Origin of the sequence: Chitinophaga deserti, assembly GCF_003149455.1 — a bacterium.
GTDB lineage: Bacteria > Bacteroidota > Bacteroidia > Chitinophagales > Chitinophagaceae > Chitinophaga > Chitinophaga deserti.
Genome location: NZ_QFFK01000010.1, coordinates 1 through 21,654 on the forward strand (window position 1 = coordinate 1; position 21,654 = coordinate 21,654).

Below are 21,654 nucleotides of genomic sequence, written 5' to 3' on the forward strand. Positions count from 1 at the left end.
TAATAAGCCTACTTTGTTTTTAATTAACTTTACCGCTACATTCATGTCTGGCAGTTTTAAAGGGTTGATTAAAAGTGTGGTTACTTAAAATTAACCCTAACTGTCAGATTAAATCGTAGCTATTTCACCTTATGTAATTGATGTAATTTATTAGCCCTGACATTTAATTGACCACGAACCTGCATAAAGATAATTACAAATATTTCATATTGCCCCCTCTAAAGATATTAGGCTTGTTTTACCCTTACAACCCTAATTAGCCTGCATTAGTATGCAAGGTGAATAAACTTCACCACCATCAGCACGAACAGTTCCATCACCTTCATCACCTCTACAACTCCATTAGCTCCAACAACTCTTACAACTCCATCAACTCTTACAACTTTATCATCCCCTTCAACTTTTACATCACAATCAGTTTCTTCAACTTCATCACTTCTATCAACTCTTACAACACTATCAGCTCCTTCAACTCTAACAACCCCAATAGCTCTTACAACTCCATCGCTTCCTTAAACTCCAGAAACACTTTCAACTCTTACAACACTATCAGCTCCTTCAACTCTAACAACCACAATAGCACCTACAACTCCATCGCTTCCTTCAACTCCATCAACACTTTTAACTCCATCAGCTTCATTAACTCCATCAACTCCAATAGCTCCTACATCTCAATCGTCTAACTCCATCAACACTTATAACTCCATCAGCTTCATTAACTTCATCAACTCCAATAGCTCCTACAACTCAATCGCTTCCTAACTCCATCAACACTTACAACACCATCAACTTCTACAACTTGATCAACACCATCAACACTTATAACTCCATCAGCTTCTACGACTTCATTACCTCCATCAACTCTTACAACTACAATAGCTCCTTCAACTCCATCACTTCCTTCAGCTCCATCAGCTCTTACAACACTTACAACTCCAATAGCTCATATAACTCCATCGCTTCCTTTTACTCCATCAACACCTAGAACTCCATCAGCTTCTACAACTTCATCAACTACATCAACTCTTACAACTCCAAGTTCTCCTGGAACTCCATCGCTTCCTTCAACTCCAATAACTCTTATAACTTCATCATCTCCTTCAATTCTTACAATACCATCAGCTCCTGCAACTTCATCTCCATCTCCACCTCCACCTTGCTTCAATCAACTCTTACAACTCCTATCACTTCCATCGCCACCCTCACCTCCAACATTTCCTTCATCTACATCATATTTCCACTCTTCCAAATCCTCTCCTTAATATTAATTCAGAATAAGATCTTTTTATAACTAATGTCCTTGCCAGATAAGTGAATAACTTCACTTTGTTTAGTATTATTAGCCAGCTTTATTTTAATAGAAAATCCTTGTTGATTCCAATTAATTTCTCTGAATGCATAATTCTGTTAGCAACTTACTCTTTTACAGGACCTATAGACTCCCCTTTGCAATTACCCAATTTTAGATAATCACTACATATTCTACTATAGGAAGTATGTTTGATCAACCAAACCTGGTTTGAACTAGTGCTGTTAATAGGGCAATAATCTAATTCCACTACGCAGATACAATGCGTAGTGAAACTTGATCTTTACCTCCCCAACAAACCTCGAAAAACGTATGAAACCATTGCAAGGAAAAATCATCCTCGTTGCTGGTGCAACCCGTGGCGCAGGAAGAGGCATTGCCTCAATGCTCGGCGAGGCCGGTGCTACAGTATACTGCTCAGGCCGTAGCATAAAAGGTGCACCCGCTTCCGGCCCCAAACGTCCAGAAACCATAGATGAGACAGCCGAAATCGTTACGAAATTAGGTGGTATCGGAATCCCTGTCAGAACGGACCATAGCAAAGAAGAAGAAGTCATAGCCCTGATGGATCGTATCCGTTCTGATCACGGACATCTGGATGTACTGGTAAATGATGTATGGGGTGGTGATTCCCTCATGCAATGGAACCAGCCATTTTGGGAGAATGACCTGTCTAAAGGTTTCCAGATGCTACGGCAGGCTATAGATACCCATATCATAACTGCCAAATATGCTGTGCCCCTTATGTTACCACAAAAAAAAGGACTGATTATAGAGGTGACAGATGGTGATGGTTATTTTTACCGCGGTCAATTATTCTATGACCTGGTTAAAACTTCAGTTATCCGGCTCGCATTCACCATGAACCAGGAGCTAGAGGACTATGGCATTGGAGCATTGGCTGTTACGCCCGGTTTCTTAAGATCAGAAGCTATGCTTGAACACTTCGGTGTTGCAGAATCCAATTGGAAAGACGGGACGCGTGTAGATCCCAACTGGATAGCTTCTGAAACACCATGGTTTGTTGGGCGGGCTGTGGCAGCATTGGCAGCTGATCCCAAAGTGTTTGATAAACGGGGGAAAGTCTTTAGTTCATGGAATCTTTCGGATGAATATAAATTCTCCGATCGTGATGGAAGCCGGCCACATTGGGGCAACTATGTCCGTAGCACAATTCCGGAATATTTGCACAAACCGTTAGACGATGAATTCTACAGCTATTGGCACTTGCCTTCCGGGAAAAAAATCGGTGGAGATGCCTAGGAATAATTAACTGTTTAAACCATAAAGAAAAATGGCGCCGGATATCCGGCGCCATTACAATTTTATATCGTTAGAATTCAAAAGTATCCAGCTCTTCAGGACTTAATGAGTAACGTTGTTTCACTATCATATTCCTGAATGATATCTTACCAGGTGCACTGTCTTCCACATATCCGATATATGGGATGCCACGTTTTTCAGCATACTTGAATTGCTTATCCTGCTTAATGTCGTCAGGATATATTTCGGTATTGATACCTCTCTGACGCAGGCGGGTTACATAGCCGAATACCTCAGCCAGTTTTCCTGCACCCGGATGGAAGAATATAACCTGACTACCTTGCTGAGCGGTTTCCGGGAACAACTGAAGTTCTTCGAGAACATCATAAATTCTGTCTACTCCGAAAGAAATTCCTACTCCGGAAATACCTGGCAGACCAAATAATCCAGTAAGGTCATCATAACGGCCGCCACCACCAATGCTACCCATATTTACATGAGCGGGCGCTTTCACTTCCACAATCATCCCGGTATAGTAATTGAGGCCGCGCGCAAGCGTGAGATCGATCTCCGGAAGGGAACTGAATGCAGTTAAACCGCTGCCGATAATGAACCGCAGTTCTTCCACGCCTTTCAGCCCTGTAGGAGAATTCGTGAAAAGCTGAGAAAGTCGCTCCAGTTTAGATTCGTTGGAACCTTGCAGAGAAATAAATTCCATTACAAGATCGATTTCTTTTGCCGCAAGCCCACGCTGTGCAAGCTCCTCTCGTACACCGTTATCTCCGATTTTATCGAGCTTATCGATGGCAATTGTGATATCAAGCATCAGATCCGGGCGGCCAACCAATTCCGCAAGTCCGGTCAGAACTTTGCGGTTATTAATTTTCATGCGGTAGTTACCGAGACCAAGATTGTTAAATACGGTATCGTAAATCTGTAAGAGTTCAATTTCATTAAGGAGAGAGTTACTGCCTACCACGTCTGCATCGCATTGGTAGAACTCCCGGTAACGGCCACGCTGGGGTTTATCTCCACGCCAAACGGGTTGCATCTGATAACGTCTGAAAGGAAGTTGCAATTTCCCGTGATTCATTACCACATAGCGCGCAAATGGGATCGTAAGATCGTATTTGAGGGATTTTTCGCAAAGCAAAAGCCCCAGTTCACGACTGTCTTTTGCCATTTGAGCTTGTCCCAGAATATTCGGACCGTTGTTGATAATCTTAAAGATGAGTTTATCACCTTCTTCGCCGTATTTGCCGAGGAGGGTAGAGGTATTTTCCATGGCGGGAGTTTCCAGCGGCTGGAATCCAAACCGCTCGAAAGATTGCCGGATGGTGGCGAAAATGTAATTGCGTTTGCGGACAACGTCCGGACCAAAGTCGCGGGTCCCTTGCGGGATGCTGAGTTTTACCATGCTATATAGCGTCAAGAAGGTTTAAAATGTCTTATCCACGGCTTATGATGCGCTCACATGCACCTTGAATGAGTTTGAACACTGGTTCGAAAAGTGCGTCGTCGTACCAGGGATCGGGTACCGGCTGCTGGTCGTTCAGCAACAATTGTACCTTTAGTCTGTCGGCCTCAGAGCGGGCTTTCTGCAGCACATCCCGGTAATTGTCGAGGTCCATGACGAAGATCCGGTCAAACTGGTCGAAATCGGCTGTGGAGAACTGTCTGCCACGGAGTCCGGAGATGTCAATTCCATGTTTTTTAGCCACTGCAATGGATCTGCGATCGGGAGGATGGCCAACATGCCAGTTGCCGGTTCCTGCTGAGTCGATTTGCCAATTCAGTCCTTTTTGGGACGAAAGGTGGCGGAGGATGCCTTCGGCAAGAGGAGACCGGCAAAGATTGCCAAGGCAGACCATCAATATTTTCATGTTTGCTCGCTTGACCGAGAGTAGCTGATATTCAAAGAGTTGATTCTTTCTATGACTATACTTCCTCCCGATTTTTCTGACCGCAAACCTACCGAATTTTCAGGGAAACCACTAACGCATTTTGGAGTAATTGCATATGTTAAAACTTTGTGGTATTATGGAAATTGAAAGGATCAGCATCATCTTCCTGAAAGCTTTTGAAGCAGCCTGAAAATTTTTAACAAACGAATAAAAGTTTGATACGGTAGAAAAAAGCATTTTTTTTGTATACTTGTAATTTGCCACCAATGCGACAGGAGAACGACAATACGAACACAAGGAGGAACATGTCATACCGCCCGATGGGCGAGATACTAAGGGGAGTAATTTTTATTCTTTTCAGTTTGTATGCATTGTTTTCAGAGCAACTCGGAATGGGACAGTTATTTAATTCGCAAACATTAGTTTACATATTTGCCGGCGTATTGGGCGCTTATGGATTATTTCGTGTCTACAGGGGTATCAAACAAATATTCTTTTAACCAAGTATCACCACAGTGCTTATGTTTTTAAAAGCTAAAAACTGGATGGGCTTAGCGTTCGCGACGGTTACCGTATCGATGCTGGCTACAGGATGCGGGGGCTCCGGCTCTCAGCAAGGTGAACTGGACACCCCCACGAAAGGAGAGATTCATATTTCGGTTGATAAAACTTATCAGCCGCTGCTTGAATCAGAAATAAGGGTGTTCCAGTCGCAATACCCGAATGCGAAGATCATAGCAGATTATAAACCTGAAGCAGAATGTTTCAAGGATTTGTTTGACGATAGCGCCCGGCTCATTATCGTGACCCGTGAACTGAAAGAAAACGAACTGGAATTTTTCAAAAAGGAAAAAATACGCCCTCAAAGCGGAAAGCTTGCAACAGATGCCATTGCGCTGATCGTAAATCATAACAATGCAGATTCTATCCTAACCATGGATCAGGTGCGTGAGATTATGAACGGAAAAGCGCAGAAGAAGTGGAACATCGTGTTTGATGATCAGAATTCAAGCACCGTCCGTTTCATTCTTGATTCTATCAACAAAGGCCAGCCGCTGCCACCCAATACAATGGCTGCCAAGTCCAATACCGAGGTACTGGCTCATGTTGAAAAAGATAAAGATGCAATAGGTGTGATAGGTGTTAACTGGATTTCTGATACGAACGATTCCACTGCTATTGAATTCAGCAACCGCGTTACCACTGTAAAGCTGCGGGGCGACGGATATACGGATTTCGTGAAACCGTATCAATACTACATAGGAACTAAATCTTACCCGCTCACACGGGGTATGTATTATATACTGAAAGAGCCGCGTCAGGGACTGGGATCAGGCTTTGTAACTTTTCTTTCCTCCCAGCCAGGCCAACTTGTGATCGGCAAATTCAAATTATTCCCTGCCCGTTTAAACATCGTGTTCCGGGAAGCCACTTTAACAGAGTAAAAACTTAAATACTGATAACACAACTAAAACCGGATTGCTCATGAACAGAAGGAAAAGTTTATTTGTAGCCATGCTCTGTATAGCCAACGGAGCTATGGCGCAAACTGTGGAAGATGGATTGAAGGATCTGTACTATGGCAAGTATCAGACTGCCAAACAGAATCTCGAAAAAGCCATTGCCGCAAAACCTGCAGATGACCGCGCTTATTACTACCTCGGCATAGCCGAATTAGGTCTGGAAAATAAAGACGCTGCCGCCGCTGCCTTCACTAAAGGCCTCGCTGCCGTGCCTACTTCCCAGCTCCTGCTGGTGGCTCAGGGTCGTATTGATCTCCTGAATGGTAAAACTGCTGAAGCGAAACAAAAATTCGAAGCAGCCAGCACTGCCACGGAAGGTCGTGATGGTGAAGTAGCCCGTGCTATTGCTGATGCTAACACAGAAGTAAAAGGCGGCGACCGTGGATACGCACTCGCTATCATGGATAAGCTCTTCAACAACGAAGGCCGTAAAAAGAAACAGATCTACACGCCAATTGCAGCCGATCATATCGAGCATGGTGACGCATACCGTTACCTCGGTGGCGAAAATGGTGGTAAAGCTATCATGGCTTACGAAAAAGCCCTCGAACTTGACGCTAACAACGCTGAAGCTGTAATGAAACAGGGTCTTGTTAACTACAACGCCCGCCTCCTCCAGCAAGCCGTGGCCGACTGGTCGAAAGCTACCAACATGGATGCCAACTATGCACCTGCTTACTTTGAGCTGTATCAGTTCTACATCACCCAACGTAAGGAGCAATTCTCCCTCCCCCACGCTGCACAATACCTGCAGAAATATGTGGAAGTAGGCGATCCCTCCGATAAATCCAAGAACGAATACTACCTCGCAGCTATCAACTTCTATCAGAAGGACTATGATGGTGCCATCAGCAAAGCCAAATCTCTCCTGCCACAGGCTAATGACGTTTATAAAGGAAAGCTCACCCTGCTGGCTGCCGACGCGCATCTGCAAAAAGGTGACTCCCTCTCCGCAAAAGCCCTCATGGATGAGCGTGTGAAAACCGTTTCCGCTGACCAGCTGCAGACAAACGATTATAAACTGCTCAGCGCCATCTACGGCAAACTGAAAAGCACTGACTCTGCTACCCAGGCAGGATACCAGCAAACTGCCGGTCTCTATCTGGAGAAATATGCAGAAAGCGATACGACCACCGACGCGGAAAAATTCCGTAACGTGGCAGAAGCTTTCAAAGACATGCGTAATTACAGCAAAGCTGCACAATGGTATGGCAAAGCACTGGAGGTGAAAGAGAATCCCTCAGCTATGTCTGACCAGTTCTACAAAGCATTCTATGAATACTACGCAGGCACTTACGGAGCTTCTGACTCTACCTGGTCTGACTTCACTGTGAAGTACCCCACCCAAACCACTGGTTTCTACTGGAAAGGGATGGCTAACTTCGCACTCGATCAGCAAGCCAAGGAAGGCCGTGCTAAAGATGCCTTCGAGAAATACATCTCCCTCGTTAAGCCTGAAGACGAAGCCCGTAACAAACGCTTCCTTCTCAACGCTTATACGTACCTGATGCTGTATCACTACAATAAGGAAGATCAGGCTGCCATGCAACCTTACATGGACAAACTGGTGGCAATCGACCCCAACAATGATACCGTACGCCAGGTGAAGGAGTTCCTTTCTTCCTCTAACAAGTCTACCGGAACATCTGCAAAAGCAGGTACCGCAAACGGTTCTAAATAATTCCGTCTCAACCACGGATATCACCGGCAGCGCCCACACGGGCGCTGCCTTTTTTTATGCCCGGTTTTAACGTTTTCTCCATTGTTTTTACGGGAAAAAATGGGTAAATTCAGAGGACGCGCCGGGCTGTAGCGTGGTTGCAGCCACCATTCTGGCATGTTTTTTTATTACATGAACCCATATCGCAGCCGAACTTAAAGGGCTTCGGTAATGTTTAGTTTAACGGTTTAAAACATTTCAATATGAAGAAGCGTATCAGTACCGTGGTTGCCCTCTTCCTCCTGGCAGGAGGGGCAATGGCGCAATCGATAGATGACGGGCTTAAAAACCTCTATTACGGGAAATACGCCACCGCAAAATCTGATTTCGAGAAAGTGGTGGCTGCAAAACCTACGGACGATCGGGCGTATTATTACCTCGGTATCGCAGAATTGGGACAGGAAAATAAAGACGGCGCAGCCGCTACTTTCCAGAAAGGGCTTCAGGCCGTGCCCAATTCGCCGCTGCTCACCGCCGGACTTGGCCGGATAGACCTCCTCAATGGTAATGCCGCTGCTGCCCGCCAGAAGTTTGATGCTGCCATTGCGGCAACCGCAAAGAACAAAAACGGCGACGTGGCCCGTGCCATTGCTGATGCAAATACCGAAGTTAAAGGGGGCGACAGAGCCTTAGCCCTCACCGTCATGGAAACGCTCCTGGCCAACAACGATGGCAGGAAAGGTTACAAACCGGTAGCTGCCGATTATATCGAACTGGGTGATGTTTACCGTTACCTGGGAGGTGAAAATGGTGGTAAAGCCATTGCCGCCTACGATAAAGCCCTGGAACTGGAAGATAAAAATGCCGAAGCGGTTATGAAACGTGGGCATGTGAACTATAACGCCAAATTGCTGGAACAGGCAGTGGCAGACTGGGCGCAGGCTACCACCCTAGACCCGAATTATGCCCCGGCTTTCTACGAACTGTACCAGTTCTACTACACTCCCAAGCCGCGCCAGTTCTCCCTCCCCAAGGCGAAAGAGTACCTTCAGAAGTACCTCTCCCTGTCTGATCAGGCGGATAAAACCCGGAATGAGTATTATCTGGCCTCCATTATGTTCCTGGATAAGGACTACGATGGAGCTATCAATAAGGCAAAAACACTGATTCCCCAGGCAAATGAGTCTTACAAGATGAAGCTCGAGCGTATGATCGCAGATGCTTATCTCCAGAAAGGGGATTCCCTGAGTGCCCGGACAGCCTTTGACGATTATGTGAAGCGCACAGGGGAGGCTAAACTGGAACCGATTGATTATAAGCTCGGGAGTGAAATTTACAGCCGTATCAAATTAGGCGATTCCACCCAGCAGGTAGCTATTGACCAGCAATCGCTGAATTACCTGGAGAAATATGCTACTTCCGATACTGCTAAAGACCTCGACCGCTATGAAAGCGTGGCCAAGGCCTTCCAGCAGGCACGTATATTTGGAAAAGCAGGCGACTGGTTCCAGAAAGTAGCCGACCTGAAGGCTGAGAAAGGGGAGAAACCCTCTGCCCTCGACCTTTTTAACATTGGCCAGAACTACTATTATGCTTCCAGTGGCGGTACCGATACCGTTATGCTGGGCAAATCTTCAGCCGCCTTCAGTCAGCTGACTACAGCGTACCCGGACCTGACCACAGGACACTTCTGGCAGGGGATGGCCGCTGCAGCTCGTGACGTGGAGGCTAAAACAGGAGTAGCGCAGCCGTATTTTGAGAAATACCTTGCCCTGGCCGAAGCTGACCCCGCCAAGAATAAGGCAGGTCTTATCAAGGCATATACCTACCTGATGGTGTACTTCTACAATAAAGACGACAAGGCTAATTTGCAGAAATACATGGATAAACTGACACCGCTCGATCCTACGAGTGAGCCTATTAAGCAAATCAAGGATATCATGAGCAAGCCGCAGCAAAAAGGCGGAGGCAGGTAATAGATATTTAAATTTCAAGGCATTATTAAGGCGGTCCGGATACAACCCGGACCGCCTTTTTGTTATTTACTAACACTCAATGGATTACACAAACGGGTGAGACAAAGGAAACCGGGGAAACCAACATCACATATTTTATTATATTACATATACAAAAAAAAGATTAGATTTTCGAGATTGTCGATTTGAATTCTTGTTTAGTTGCAGTATTTTTGCGCTTTCAGACAATATTGGGAAGCTTATGTTATTTGCCTCTGAATTTTTGACAGCTAGCCAAACGCCGGTCAGTTATTTTCCTATCCTTCTACAAGTGGTTGCGGCGCTGGGTTTCGTCGGCCTTACCATGGTTGCTACGCACTTTCTCGGACCTTCTCGGAAGACCAGTGATAAACTGGAGAATTTCGAAAGTGGTATCGAGCAAATGGGGAACGCACGCCAGCCGGTGGCCATCAAGTATTTCCTGACCGCGATTCTCTTCGTGTTGTTTGATGTGGAAGTCATCTTTTTCTATCCTTACGCTGTTAATTTCAGAGAGCTTGGCTGGGAAGGTTTCCTTGCCGTGCTGGCATTTGTAGGCTTCTTTATGGGTGGTTTCTACTATATCCATAAGAAAGGCGCCCTGAAATGGGAAGATTAGTACTTAGTTAACTATTAATAAATTCCTGTCGTGTGAATGCGATGGGGAAGGAGGGTAAAGATTATGTCTCGTCCTGTTCAGTTTAATTCAAAAGTGAAGGTGGTTGAAATGCCGGAAGGCTATAGCGGAGAAGGTTTCTTTGCCACCTCGTTCGATAAAGTAATTGGTATGGCCCGGAAGAACTCCATCTGGCCACTGCCTTTCGCCACATCCTGCTGTGGTATCGAATTCATGGCTACCATGGCCGCACACTATGATCTTGCGCGTTTCGGTTCCGAGCGTATCGGGTTTACACCCCGCCAGTGCGATCTGTTAATGGTAATGGGTACCATTGCCAAGAAGATGGCACCGGTACTTCGTCAGGTATATGTACAAATGGCAGAACCCCGCTGGGTGATTGCTGTTGGTGCCTGTGCAAGCAGCGGCGGTATCTTTGACAGCTACTCTGTATTACAGGGTATCGATCAGGTGATCCCGGTAGACGTGTACGTGCCCGGTTGCCCCCCGCGTCCGGAAGCCATTCTGGATGGCGTTATGCGCATCCAGGACCTGGTGGGTGAGGAGAGCCTCCGCCGCCGCCACTCCGACCGGTATAAGGATCTCATGAACTCCTACGGAATACAATAGTCACGATAATAGCGATTACATGTCTTTGACGAATGAGCATATCAAGAACAGGCTGGTCGAGAAGTTCGGCGAGGCGTTGACCAATTTTGAAGAGTCGCACGGCATGATGTCGTTCCACGCTCCCAAAGAGATCAATCTCAAGGTATTGCAGTTTCTCTACGATGAAGAGGATCTGCAATTCCGTTTTATGAGCGACCTCTGTGGTGTACACTATCCGGATAATACCGGTGCAGAGCTTGCCGTGGTGTATCATCTGCACAATATGGTGCAGAATGTGCGCCTCCGCTTCAAGGTATTTACAGCTGTGGCTACGCCCCAGATTTTCACGGCTACCCAGCTGTTCGCCACTGCCAACTGGCAGGAAAGGGAAACATACGACTTCTACGGGATCGATTTTGTAGGGCATCCAAACCTCCGCCGCATTTTGAATGTGGATGAAATGGACTACTTCCCGATGCGAAAGGAATTCCCGCTGGAAGACCAGACCCGCGTGGATAAGGATGACGAGATGTTTGGCCGTGGCGGAAGCGTCGGCATTTAAGTAAAACTTATAGCAATTCAGGATATGTCTGATCAGCAACATATACAATTACCGGAAGGCTCAATAGAGAAACAGACCAATACGCTCAACCTGGGGCCTACGCACCCTGCTACGCACGGTGTATTCCAGAACATTCTGGAGCTGGATGGCGAACGGATCGTATCCGCCACGCCTACCGTAGGTTACATCCACCGCGCTTTTGAAAAAATCGCGGAGCGCAGGCCGTATTACCAGATCACTCCGCTGACGGACCGGCTCAACTACTGCTCAGCTCCCATTAATAACATCGGGTGGCACCTGACAGTGGAAAAACTGCTGGGTATCAAAACCCCGAAGCGGGTGGATTACCTCCGCGTTATCCTCATGGAGCTGGCCCGTATCACCGACCACCTTATCTGTAACTCCGTTATTGGGGTAGACTCCGGTGCATTTACCGGATTCCTCTATGTAATGCAGTACCGTGAGCTGGTATATGAAATCTATGAAGAAGTGTGCGGCTCCCGCCTCACTACCAATATCGGCCGCTTCGGTGGTTTCGAAAGAAACTTCAATGAAACGGCTTTCCGTAAGATCCAGAAGTTCCTCGACGAATATCCCACCGTATTGAAGGAGTTCGAGAACCTCTTTACCCGTAACCGTATTTTCATGGAACGGACACAGGGAGTTGGAGCTATCTCTGCTGAGCGTGCGCTTAACTATGGCTTTACAGGGCCTAACCTGCGTGCAACGGGTGTAGACTACGACGTTCGCGTGGCTACTCCTTACAGCTCTTACGAAGACTTCGAATTTACCATTCCTGTGGGTACCACCGGCGATACATACGACCGCTTCCTGGTACGCAATGCGGAACAATGGCAGAGCCTGAGCATCATCAAACAGGCGATGGATAAACTGAAGGATCTCCCTTCTGATGTATACCACACTGATGTGCCGGCATACTACCTGCCCGATAAAGAAGACGTTTATACGAAAATGGAAGCGCTCATCTATCACTTCAAGATCGTGATGGGCGAAACTGATATTCTGCCGGGCGAGTTGTACAACGCAGTGGAAGGCGCCAATGGTGAGCTGGGATTCTATCTCATCTCTGATGGTGGCCGTTCCCCTTACCGTCTGCACTTCCGCAGGCCCTGTTTCATTTATTATCAGGCGTACCCCGAAATGGTGAAGGGTGCCATGCTGAGCGATGCCATCATTTGTATGTCATCCCTCAACCTGATCGCAGGCGAACTGGACGCTTAATTCTTTGCAGGGCCCCCAAGGGCCCTGCAGGCATATATAATCCCCTGTACTGTGATACTGTGAATGCCGGGGGCAACTTGAAATTTAACTTATAAAGACGAAGATAAATGGCCGTTCAATTTTCTGAAGAGAAGCTGAATAAAGTAAAAGAGATCATCGCGCGATACCCTGCAGGGAAGCAGAAGAGCGCCCTGATCCCGGTGCTGCACCTGGCACAGGAATCTTTCGGCGGATGGCTCAGCGCGGACACGATGGATTATGTGGCCGGCCTGCTGCAGATAGAGCCGATCGAAGTGTATGAGGTGGCTACCTTCTACTCCATGTTCAACCTGCAGCCAGTAGGCAAATACCTGTTCGAAGTTTGCCAGACGGGCCCCTGCATGCTCAATGGATCCGATGACATTATTCACTACATCAAGGAAAAACTCGGTATCAAAGTAGGAGAAACTACTCCCGATGGCCTGTTTACCCTCAAAACCGTAGAATGCCTCGGCGCCTGCGGTTATGCTCCCATGATGCAGCTGGGTAAATTCTATAAAGAACATCTCACCAAAGAGAAGGTAGACCAGATCATCGCGGATTGCCGCGCACAGGCGAACAACTAAAAACATTACGTTGCCACGGCAACAACATATATAAAGCGAGACAATGGGACGTAAATTATTGTTAGACAAGGCGCATATAGAAGGCATCCGGTACTTCGACGTATACCGGAAAAACGGCGGTTATGCCGCTGCTGAAAAAGCCCTGAAGAGCATGAGCCCGGATCAGGTTACCGAAGAAGTTAAGAAAAGCGGCATGAGAGGCCGTGGCGGCGCGGGCTTCCCCACAGGCATGAAATGGAGCTTCCTGGCCAAACCGGAAGGAGTGCCCTGTTACCTCGTATGCAATGCGGACGAATCCGAACCGGGTACTTTCAAGGACCGCTACCTGATGGAATTCCTCCCTCACCTGCTGATCGAAGGCCTGCTGATCTCCAGCTACGCCCTCGGTGCAAACACCACTTACATCTACATCCGTGGCGAATACGCCTGGATCCCCGATATTCTCGAAGAAGCCATCGCGGAAGCCCATAAGAACGGCTTCCTCGGTAAAAACATCCTGGGCACAGGCTTCGACCTCGAAATCTACGTGCAACGCGGTGCCGGTGCTTACATCTGTGGCGAAGAAACCGCCCTGATCGAATCACTGGAAGGCAAACGCGGAACACCTCGCATCAAACCGCCGTTCCCTGCCGTGAAAGGCCTCTATCAGTGCCCTACGGTAGTTAACAACGTGGAAACCCTCGCTGCCATCGTTCCCATCATCAACATCGGGGGCGACGAATATGTGAAATACGGCATCGGTAAATCTGCCGGTACCAAACTCATCTCTGCATGCGGCAATATCAACAAGCCCGGCGTTTACGAGATAGAGATGAACATTTCCGTAGAAGAATTCATTTACTCCGACGAATATTGCGGCGGTATCCCCAACGGGAAGCGCCTTAAAGCCTGCATCCCCGGCGGTTCCTCCGTTCCCATCGTACCGGCCAACCTGCTGCTTACCACCGCCAAAGGTGAAAAGCGCATGATGACCTACGAAAGTCTGAACGACGGTGGTTTCGCCACGGGTACCATGATGGGCTCCGGCGGTTTCATTGTATTGGACGAAGATCAGTGCGTGGTACGCCACACCCTGAGCCTCGCCCGGTTTTACCACCACGAGAGCTGCGGACAATGCAGCCCCTGCCGCGAAGGAACCGGATGGATGGAGAAAGTGCTCAAGAACATCGAGCACGGTAAAGGTAAAATGAGCGACATCGACCTGCTGTGGGATATTCAGCGCAAGATCGAAGGCAATACCATCTGCCCACTCGGCGACGCTGCCGCATGGCCGGTGGCTGCTGCCATCCGTCACTTCCGTGACGAGTTCGAATGGCATGTGCTGAACCCCGATGAAGCGCAGCGCCGCAACTTCGGCCTGGCACATTATGCAGACCCGCTGCCGGTAGCTGCCGCTGTCTGATAAGGAAACAACATTATTCTTCTTTTTTACTTTTTAATAATGGCGGAAGAAAAGAAATTATTCAAGGTCAAGATTGATAATATCACGGTAGAAGTGGAGCCGGGTACAACCATCCTCAACGCTGCCCGTAACATCGGCGGCGAAGTGGTGCCTCCTGCTATGTGCTATTATTCAAAGTTGGATGGCAGCGGTGGTAAATGCCGTACCTGCCTCGTGAAAGTGACAAAAGGCTCCGAAGCGGATCCACGCCCTATGCCTAAACTGGTTGCCAGCTGCCGTACCACCGTAATGGATGGGATGGAAGTAGCCAACATCACATCTCCTGAAGTGCTCGAAGCACGTAAGGGGGTGGTGGAATTCCTGTTGATTAACCACCCGCTCGACTGTCCCGTTTGTGACCAGGCCGGCGAGTGCGACCTCCAGGACCTGAGCTATGAGCATGGTGTATCAGGTACCCGATACGAATTCAAACGCCGTACTTTCGAGAAGGAAGATATCGGTGAACATATCAAACTGCACATGACGCGCTGCATCCTCTGCTACCGTTGTGTGTTTACGGCAGACCAGCTTACGGAGAAACGCCAGCACGGCATCCTGAAGCGTGGCGATGCCTCCGAGATCAGCACTTACATGCGTGCTTCCCTCGACCAGACTAACTTCATCGGCAACGTAATTGATGTGTGCCCTGTTGGTGCACTCACCGATCGCACTGCCCGTTTCAAAAACCGTGTATGGTTCCTGAAACCGGTAGATGCACACCGCAATTGCGAGGATCCGAAATGCTGTGGTAAAACAGTACTCTGGATGCGTGGAGACGAGATCTTCCGCGTTACTGCCCGCAAGGATAAGTACGGCGAAGTGGAAGGCTTCATCTGCGATACCTGCCGTTTCGAGAAGAAAGAAGTGAAAGACTGGGTGGTGGAAGGCCCCCGCAAGATTGCACGGCACAGTGTGATTTCGCAGGGCCACTACGTGGGTGTTCACAAACCACAGGAAACTGTTGCCAGGGTAATGGACGGCCGCCAGCCCAAGCTGCTGATGGACATCCATACGGTGAGCGAGGTGAACATGCCGCAGGTAGACCTGAGCCAGCTCGAAGGGCCTGCCCACTCAACTGATTTTCCCACGAATAAAGGCGTTCAATAAAGCGAGATATGGACTTCACAATCGACTGGTATTTCCTTATAGAGAAACTGCTGCTGATTTCGGCAGTACTGGGTATTTCATTGTTGGTAGCGATGTACAGTACCTGGGGTGAGCGGAAAGTAGCCGCATGGATCCAGGACCGCCGTGGTCCTAACCGCGCCGGCATCTTCGGTCTGCTGCAACCTTTGGCAGACGGTGGTAAACTGTTCTTCAAAGAAGAGATCATCCCATCCCACGCTAACCGCTTCCTGTTCGTACTCGGCCCTTCGCTCGCTATGCTCACCGCCTGTCTTACCAGTGCAGTGATCCCCTGGGGCGATTCACTGACCATTGGCGACCGTATCGTGAGCCTGCAGATTGCTGATATCAACATCGGCGTACTGTGGATCATGGCGGTTGTAGGTATGGGTGTATACGGTATTATGATCGGTGGCTGGGCATCGAATAACAAATTCTCCCTGCTGGCTGCATGCCGTGGTGCTTCGCAGGTAATCTCCTACGAGCTGCCCATGGGCTTGGCGCTGATTGCCCTGTTCATGCTCAGCGGCTCTCTGAGCCTGAAGGATATCGTGGAGCAGCAACGTGAAGGTGTGTGGTACATTGTACTTCAGCCTATCGGTTTCCTCATCTTCCTCATTTGTGCATTTGCAGAATGTAACCGTACCCCGTTCGATCTTCCGGAAGCGGAGAACGAGCTGAACGGTGGTTACCACCTGGAATATTCCTCCATGAAGCTGGGCTTCTACCTGTTTGCCGAATATATCAACATGTTCATCAGCTCGGTGCTGATGGCCACGCTGTACTTCGGTGGTTACGCCTTCCCTTACATGGATTCTCTGGGGCTCGATGGTAATATGCTCACGATACTGGGTATTGTGGCTCTGTTTATCAAAACGTTCTTTTTCATATTCGTGTTTATGTGGGTACGCTGGACGATTCCGCGCTTCCGCTACGACCAGCTGATGAAACTGGGCTGGAAAATACTGATACCTCTGGCATTGCTGAATATGCTTGTTACCGGTGCAGTAGTACTTTTCCGCCAGTACGGTATTTAATTTTTTAACTGAAGAAACTCATCATATGCAATCTTTAACCAACAGGGCGACGCCGGTAGACAGGAGGCCCATGAACCTCTGGGAGAAGCTTTATCTGCCTGCCATCTTTAAAGGCATGGCCATCACCCTGGGGCACATTTTCAAGAAGAAAGCGACGGTGAACTACCCGGAAGAAACAAGGCCTTTCAGCCCTGTGTTCCGTGGCCTCCACATCCTGAACCGTGACGAGGAAGGACGTGAGCGCTGTACTGCCTGCGGCCTGTGTGCTGTTGCTTGCCCTGCCGAAGCCATTACTATGGAAGCGGCTGAGCGCCTCCCGGGCGAAGAGCATCTGTACCGTGAGGAGAAATATGCCGCACGTTACGAGATCAATATGCTGCGTTGCATTTTCTGCGGTTTCTGTGAAGAGGCCTGCCCCAAACAGGCGGTATATATGTCAGAAACATTTGCACCGAGCAACTATCAGCGTAAAGGGTTTATTTATGGTAAAGACGACCTGCTGATTGCCCATCCTCAAAAATCCATCACCGAAAACAAGAAATAAGGCAATGGGAATCGATATGATAATTTTTACAGTGCTGTCTGCGATCGCTATTGCTGCAGCATTGGGTGTGATCCTGAGCAAAAACCCTGTTAACAGCGTGCTTTGCATGATCACCTGTTTCGTAGCTATCGCCGGCCATTACATCATGCTGAACGCACAGTTCCTGTTCGTGGTGCACCTGATCGTTTACACCGGTGCCATCATGGTATTGTTCCTGTTCGTACTCATGATGATGAACCTGAATGCAGATATTGAGCCGCAGAAGCGCAACTGGCTGAAATACGCCGGGGCCATTTCAGGCGGTGCTTTACTGCTGGTACTGGTAGCCGCACTCCGCGATGCCAGCCTCCCCGCCATCCAGGAAGGAGGAAAAACTGATATCGGCCTGGTATCCAATCTTGGTAAAACATTGTTCACCTCTTACGTGGTGCCTTTCGAGCTCAGCAGCGTGCTGTTCCTGAGTGCGATGGTTGGCGCCGTAGTGATCGGTAAGAAATAAAAAGTTTCACATGCCTGTTCAATACTACATCTTTCTCAGCATCGCCCTTTTCTGCATCGGCATTATGGGGGTACTGATGCGCAGAAACGCCATTATCATCTTCATGTGCATAGAGCTGATGCTTAACGCAGTGAACCTGTTACTGGTGGCTTTCTCCAAAATGTGGGTAGACGCCGGCCGTGTAGATGCCGCTTCTGCACAGCTCTTCGTGTTCTTCGTTATGGTAGTGGCCGCAGCGGAAGTATCCGTTGGCCTCGCCATTATCGTTATGATGTACCGGAATACACATTCCGTTGATATCAACATTCTCAGCAGACTGAAAAACTAGGATTAAAAAATAGTATAGATCGATGATACATCTTGTTTGGCTGGTACCGTTTTTACCGTTGTTGGGTTTCCTGATCAATGGATTGGGCAGGAGGTATTTATCCAAGCCGCTGACCGGCATCGTTGGCAGCGGTAGTGTGGTAGCCGCATTCGTGATCAGCCTGCTGATCTTCTTCGAAGTGCGCACACCAGGCTTCACCCCTCAGGTTGTGACGCTGTTCGACTTCATCAGCGTAGGCAGCCTGCATATTCCCTTCGCATTTCAGGTAGACCAGCTGAGCGCTTTGTTCCTCCTGATCATTACCGGTGTGGGTTCCCTCATTCACATCTACTCCACTTCTTACATGCATGATGAAAGCAACGAAGGCTTTGCGCGTTATTTCGCGTATCTCAACCTCTTCGTGTTTTCCATGCTCATTCTCGTGCTCGGCGCCAACTATGTGATGATGTTCATCGGCTGGGAAGGCGTGGGCCTCTGTTCCTACCTGCTCATCGGGTTCTGGTTCAAAAACATCGAGTATAATAAAGCCGCTAACAAGGCTTTCATCATGAACCGCATCGGTGACCTCGGTTTCCTGCTCGGTATCTTCCTCCTGATCACGCAGTTCGGCTCCGTGACCTTCTCGGAAGTATTCGAAAAGGTTCCTTCCGTAGGTGCTGACAGCGGAGTTCTGTTTGCCATTGCCATGTTGCTCTTTATTGGTGCCATGGGTAAATCTGCACAGATCCCCCTGTACACCTGGTTGCCCGACGCTATGGCCGGTCCTACTCCTGTATCCGCCCTCATTCACGCGGCTACGATGGTAACTGCCGGTATCTATATGGTGGCCCGCAGCAACGTGATTTACAGCCTCGCCCCGCACATTCAGACGATTGTGACGCTGGTGGGCCTGGCTACCGCACTGCTCGCAGCTTCCATTGCACTGAAGCAAAACGATATTAAGAAAGTACTGGCTTACTCTACTGTTAGCCAGCTGGGATATATGTTCATCGCTCTGGGCGTAGGCGCATACACTGCTGCCGTATTCCATGTGATGACGCACGCCTTCTTCAAAGCCCTGCTTTTCCTCGGTTCCGGTTCCGTAATCCACGCTATGGGCGGGGAGCAGGATATCCGGAAAATGGGAGGATTGAAGAAATGGATGCCCATTACCAATTTCACCTTCCTCATTGGCTGTCTGGCCATCGCAGGTATTCCCGGCCTGAGCGGTTTCTTCTCTAAAGATGAAATTCTTGCCCATGCCTTTGGTTACAGCCCGGTAATTTACGGTCTGGCCCTGATCGGAGCACTGATGACGGCTTTCTACATGTTCCGCCTTTACTACATCACTTTCACCGGTAAATTCCGTGGCACGCACGAGCAGGAACATCACCTGCACGAAAGCCCGGGAGCTATTACTTTCCCGCTGATCGTACTGGCCATCCTTTCCGTGATCGGCGGTTATGTGGGCATGCCTGCAGTATTTGGTGTACCTAATCTGCTGGCGGAATACCTCAGCCCCATCTTCGCACCTTCGGCTCCCTTCCTGCATGCGCATCACCTGAGCCACAGCCTCGAATGGGGACTGATGGGCCTCAGCACCGGCCTGGTGATCGTAATGATCCTGTGGGCACGCAGCAAATTTGCTAACTATACGGACAATGGCGAGCCTTCAACCGGCATCGCGAAAGTCCTGGAGAATAAATGGTATGTAGACGAACTGTACGATGCCATCATTGTAAAGCCCCTCATGGTCCTGAGCAGATTCTTCCAGGATGTGGTGGAGCGCTCCGGAATCGATGCTGTGGTAAACGGCGTTGGCTCTGCAGTGAAATGGGGAGGTGGCCGCGCCAGACTGTTGCAGAACGGTCAGGTAGGTTTCTACATCTTCGCCATGGTGATAGGTATGATCGTATTGTTTGTGATCAGTTTGTTTTTATAAATCGATAGCGGATTAAGAAAAAGATATGTTGACATTATTACTCATATTGATTCCTTTGGTGACGGGTCTGATCACATTCGGTCTCAACGGCCGTGGCGCCAAGGTATTCAGCCTGATATCCTCATTCGCCACGCTGGCCGTTACCCTGGCTGCCTGGGCGCAATTCAGGACCTCACCCGATGCCCTGAACTTCACCGCCAACTGGATTCCCCAGCTGAACAGTCAGTTCAACCTCGGGCTGGATGGTATGAGCCTCATGCTTGTGCTGCTCACCACCATTTCCTTCCCGCTCATCTTTATTACCGTATTGGGCCGCAACTATGAGAAAGCAGGTGCTTTCTATGGCCTTATGCTGCTCTCGCAGGCTGGTATGCTCGGTGTGTTCCTCTCTTACGACGCGCTGCTGTTTTACGTGTTCTGGGAGCTGGCACTGATTCCGGTTTATTTCCTTTGCTCCATGTGGGGCGGGGAAAAAGCCATCCCGGTTACGTTTAAATTCTTCGTGTACACTTTTGCCGGATCGCTCCTGATGCTGGTCGGCATTATTTATATCTATTTCCAGACGGAAGGATCTTTCAGCTGGCAGAGCTTCACCAGCCTGAGCCTCAGCAACAACGAGCAAAGCTGGCTGTTCTGGCTCTTCTTTGTGGCGTTTGCCATCAAGATGCCGGTTTTCCCTTTCCACACCTGGCAGCCCGACGCCTATGAGCAATCGCCCACCGCGGTTACCATGGTGCTGAGCGGTGTAATGGTGAAAATGGGCCTCTTCGGTGTACTGCGCTGGCTGATGCCTGTATTACCCGAAGGTGTGTACATGTGGCAGGAAGCCGCTATCCTCCTGAGTGTGATCGGCATTATTTACGCATCGTGCATCGCCATCATGCAGTCCGACCTGAAGAGACTGATCGCTTACTCTTCCATCGCTCACATCGGGCTGATGAGTGCGGCCATCTTCGCGAATAACGAACAAAGTCTTGCCGGTGTACAGGTACAGATGTTCAACCACGGTATCAACATTATCGGGCTCTGGATCATCATTGAAGTGATAGAGCAGCGCCTTGGTACCAAAAATATGCAGCAGCTGGGCGGCATCGCTTCGGTAGCGCCTAACCTGTCCATCCTCCTCGTGATTGTAAGCCTCGCCAACATCGCCCTGCCGCTGACCAACGGTTTCATCGGTGAGTTCCTGATGTTCAGCGGACTGTTCCAGCACAATGTATGGTTTGCAGCAGTATCTGCAGTGGCCATCATCCTGGCGGCCGTGTATATGCTGCGGATGCTCCAGAAGGTGTTGTTCGGTGAAGCCAATGCACTTACCGCTACCACTACCGACCTGAAAACAGGAGAGATGATTGCGCTGGGTTGCATCACCGTAATGATCTTCGTGCTGGGTGTATATCCGAAACCCCTGCTGGAACTCGTTTCCGGTACCGGTATCCAAAACACCGTAGCCGCATTGACCGGACGTTGAT

Annotated in this window: 22 protein-coding genes; 19 read left to right on the forward strand and 3 right to left on the reverse strand. The window is 48.9% G+C overall.

Translation table 11 applies throughout. The features are described 5' to 3' along the window. Window positions 1-278 precede the first annotated feature (278 nt). Together DEV76_RS20960 and DEV76_RS20965 are read left to right on the forward strand one after the other, a co-directional pair. Window positions 279-683, forward strand: coding sequence for a hypothetical protein (locus tag DEV76_RS20960; RefSeq protein WP_109699907.1), 405 nt, complete (start codon window positions 279-281; stop codon window positions 681-683). A 116-nt stretch (window positions 684-799) separates the two neighbouring features. After that, window positions 800-985: a hypothetical protein gene (locus DEV76_RS20965; RefSeq protein WP_109699908.1), complete on the forward strand. Its 186-nt coding sequence runs from the start codon at window positions 800-802 to the stop codon at window positions 983-985. Here the strand turns inward: DEV76_RS20965 and DEV76_RS26015 are convergent. Then, window positions 944-1,165, reverse strand: a complete 222-nt coding sequence (locus DEV76_RS26015; protein WP_157963022.1) for a hypothetical protein — start codon at window positions 1,163-1,165, stop codon at window positions 944-946. The two genes, DEV76_RS20965 and DEV76_RS26015, sit on opposite strands and share 42 nt — an antisense overlap. Window positions 1,166-1,621: 456 nt before the next feature. Here DEV76_RS26015 and DEV76_RS20970 point away from each other — a divergent pair, with 456 nt between their 5' ends. After that, window positions 1,622-2,572 (forward strand): SDR family oxidoreductase, encoded by a 951-nt coding sequence (locus tag DEV76_RS20970; RefSeq protein ID WP_109699909.1) that lies wholly within the window; start codon window positions 1,622-1,624, stop codon window positions 2,570-2,572. A gap of 70 nt (window positions 2,573-2,642) precedes the next feature. Here the strand turns inward: DEV76_RS20970 and hisS are convergent, their stop codons facing one another. Together hisS and DEV76_RS20980 are read right to left on the reverse strand one after the other, a co-directional pair. Continuing rightward, a complete protein-coding gene (gene hisS / locus DEV76_RS20975; protein ID WP_109699910.1) occupies window positions 2,643-3,989 on the reverse strand; it encodes a histidine--tRNA ligase in 1,347 nt (448 codons plus the stop codon). 31 nt (window positions 3,990-4,020) lie between these two features. Beyond that, entirely contained in the window at window positions 4,021-4,455 is a 435-nt protein-coding gene (locus DEV76_RS20980) for a low molecular weight protein-tyrosine-phosphatase (protein ID WP_109699911.1), read from the reverse strand. A gap of 566 nt (window positions 4,456-5,021) precedes the next feature. Between DEV76_RS20980 and DEV76_RS20990 the strand changes: the two genes are divergently transcribed. The 16 genes from DEV76_RS20990 to DEV76_RS21065 all read left to right on the forward strand — a co-directional run bounded on the left by DEV76_RS20990 (window position 5,022) and on the right by DEV76_RS21065 (window position 21,653). Then, window positions 5,022-5,921 carry a PstS family phosphate ABC transporter substrate-binding protein gene (locus DEV76_RS20990; RefSeq protein ID WP_157963023.1) on the forward strand — a complete coding sequence of 300 codons (900 nt, stop codon included), beginning with the start codon at window positions 5,022-5,024 and terminating at the stop codon, window positions 5,919-5,921. Window positions 5,922-5,961: 40 nt separating this feature from the next. Next, a complete protein-coding gene (locus DEV76_RS20995) occupies window positions 5,962-7,680 on the forward strand; it encodes a tetratricopeptide repeat protein (protein WP_157963024.1) in 1,719 nt (572 codons plus the stop codon). A 242-nt stretch (window positions 7,681-7,922) separates the two neighbouring features. After that, the gene (locus DEV76_RS21000; RefSeq protein WP_109699915.1) at window positions 7,923-9,635 is read left to right on the forward strand and encodes a tetratricopeptide repeat protein; all 1,713 of its coding nucleotides are present in this window, start codon (window positions 7,923-7,925) and stop codon (window positions 9,633-9,635) included. Between the two features lie 241 nt (window positions 9,636-9,876). Continuing rightward, window positions 9,877-10,272 carry an NADH-quinone oxidoreductase subunit A gene (locus DEV76_RS21005; RefSeq protein ID WP_109699916.1) on the forward strand — a complete coding sequence of 132 codons (396 nt, stop codon included), beginning with the start codon at window positions 9,877-9,879 and terminating at the stop codon, window positions 10,270-10,272. 63 nt (window positions 10,273-10,335) lie between these two features. Then, window positions 10,336-10,899 (forward strand): NADH-quinone oxidoreductase subunit B, encoded by a 564-nt coding sequence (locus tag DEV76_RS21010; RefSeq protein ID WP_109699917.1) that lies wholly within the window; start codon window positions 10,336-10,338, stop codon window positions 10,897-10,899. Between the two features lie 19 nt (window positions 10,900-10,918). Beyond that, window positions 10,919-11,440 carry an NADH-quinone oxidoreductase subunit C gene (locus tag DEV76_RS21015; protein ID WP_109699918.1) on the forward strand — a complete coding sequence of 174 codons (522 nt, stop codon included), beginning with the start codon at window positions 10,919-10,921 and terminating at the stop codon, window positions 11,438-11,440. Window positions 11,441-11,464: 24 nt separating this feature from the next. Beyond that, complete coding sequence (locus tag DEV76_RS21020) at window positions 11,465-12,682, forward strand: NADH-quinone oxidoreductase subunit D (protein WP_109699919.1); 1,218 nt, start codon at window positions 11,465-11,467, stop codon at window positions 12,680-12,682. Window positions 12,683-12,789: 107 nt separating this feature from the next. Continuing rightward, window positions 12,790-13,287 carry an NADH-quinone oxidoreductase subunit NuoE family protein gene (locus tag DEV76_RS21025; protein ID WP_109699920.1) on the forward strand — a complete coding sequence of 166 codons (498 nt, stop codon included), beginning with the start codon at window positions 12,790-12,792 and terminating at the stop codon, window positions 13,285-13,287. 43 nt (window positions 13,288-13,330) lie between these two features. Continuing rightward, window positions 13,331-14,689, forward strand: a complete 1,359-nt coding sequence (nuoF, locus tag DEV76_RS21030) for an NADH-quinone oxidoreductase subunit NuoF (protein WP_109699921.1) — start codon at window positions 13,331-13,333, stop codon at window positions 14,687-14,689. Window positions 14,690-14,728: 39 nt separating this feature from the next. Further along, window positions 14,729-15,835, forward strand: a complete 1,107-nt coding sequence (locus DEV76_RS21035; protein WP_109699922.1) for a 2Fe-2S iron-sulfur cluster-binding protein — start codon at window positions 14,729-14,731, stop codon at window positions 15,833-15,835. Window positions 15,836-15,843: 8 nt separating this feature from the next. Then, window positions 15,844-16,890 (forward strand): NADH-quinone oxidoreductase subunit NuoH, encoded by a 1,047-nt coding sequence (nuoH, locus tag DEV76_RS21040; RefSeq protein ID WP_198652152.1) that lies wholly within the window; start codon window positions 15,844-15,846, stop codon window positions 16,888-16,890. A 25-nt stretch (window positions 16,891-16,915) separates the two neighbouring features. Next, window positions 16,916-17,434 carry an NADH-quinone oxidoreductase subunit NuoI gene (nuoI, locus tag DEV76_RS21045; RefSeq protein ID WP_109699923.1) on the forward strand — a complete coding sequence of 173 codons (519 nt, stop codon included), beginning with the start codon at window positions 16,916-16,918 and terminating at the stop codon, window positions 17,432-17,434. A gap of 16 nt (window positions 17,435-17,450) precedes the next feature. Further along, window positions 17,451-17,933 (forward strand): NADH-quinone oxidoreductase subunit J family protein, encoded by a 483-nt coding sequence (locus tag DEV76_RS21050; protein WP_232827012.1) that lies wholly within the window; start codon window positions 17,451-17,453, stop codon window positions 17,931-17,933. 10 nt (window positions 17,934-17,943) lie between these two features. Then, on the forward strand, window positions 17,944-18,261 hold the full coding sequence (gene nuoK, locus DEV76_RS21055) for an NADH-quinone oxidoreductase subunit NuoK (protein ID WP_074240334.1): 318 nt from the start codon (window positions 17,944-17,946) through the stop codon (window positions 18,259-18,261). 22 nt (window positions 18,262-18,283) lie between these two features. Next, window positions 18,284-20,182, forward strand: a complete 1,899-nt coding sequence (gene nuoL, locus DEV76_RS21060; protein WP_109699925.1) for an NADH-quinone oxidoreductase subunit L — start codon at window positions 18,284-18,286, stop codon at window positions 20,180-20,182. 25 nt (window positions 20,183-20,207) lie between these two features. Beyond that, on the forward strand, window positions 20,208-21,653 hold the full coding sequence (locus tag DEV76_RS21065) for a complex I subunit 4 family protein (protein WP_109699926.1): 1,446 nt from the start codon (window positions 20,208-20,210) through the stop codon (window positions 21,651-21,653). The last annotated feature ends 1 nt before the right edge of the window (window position 21,654 follow it).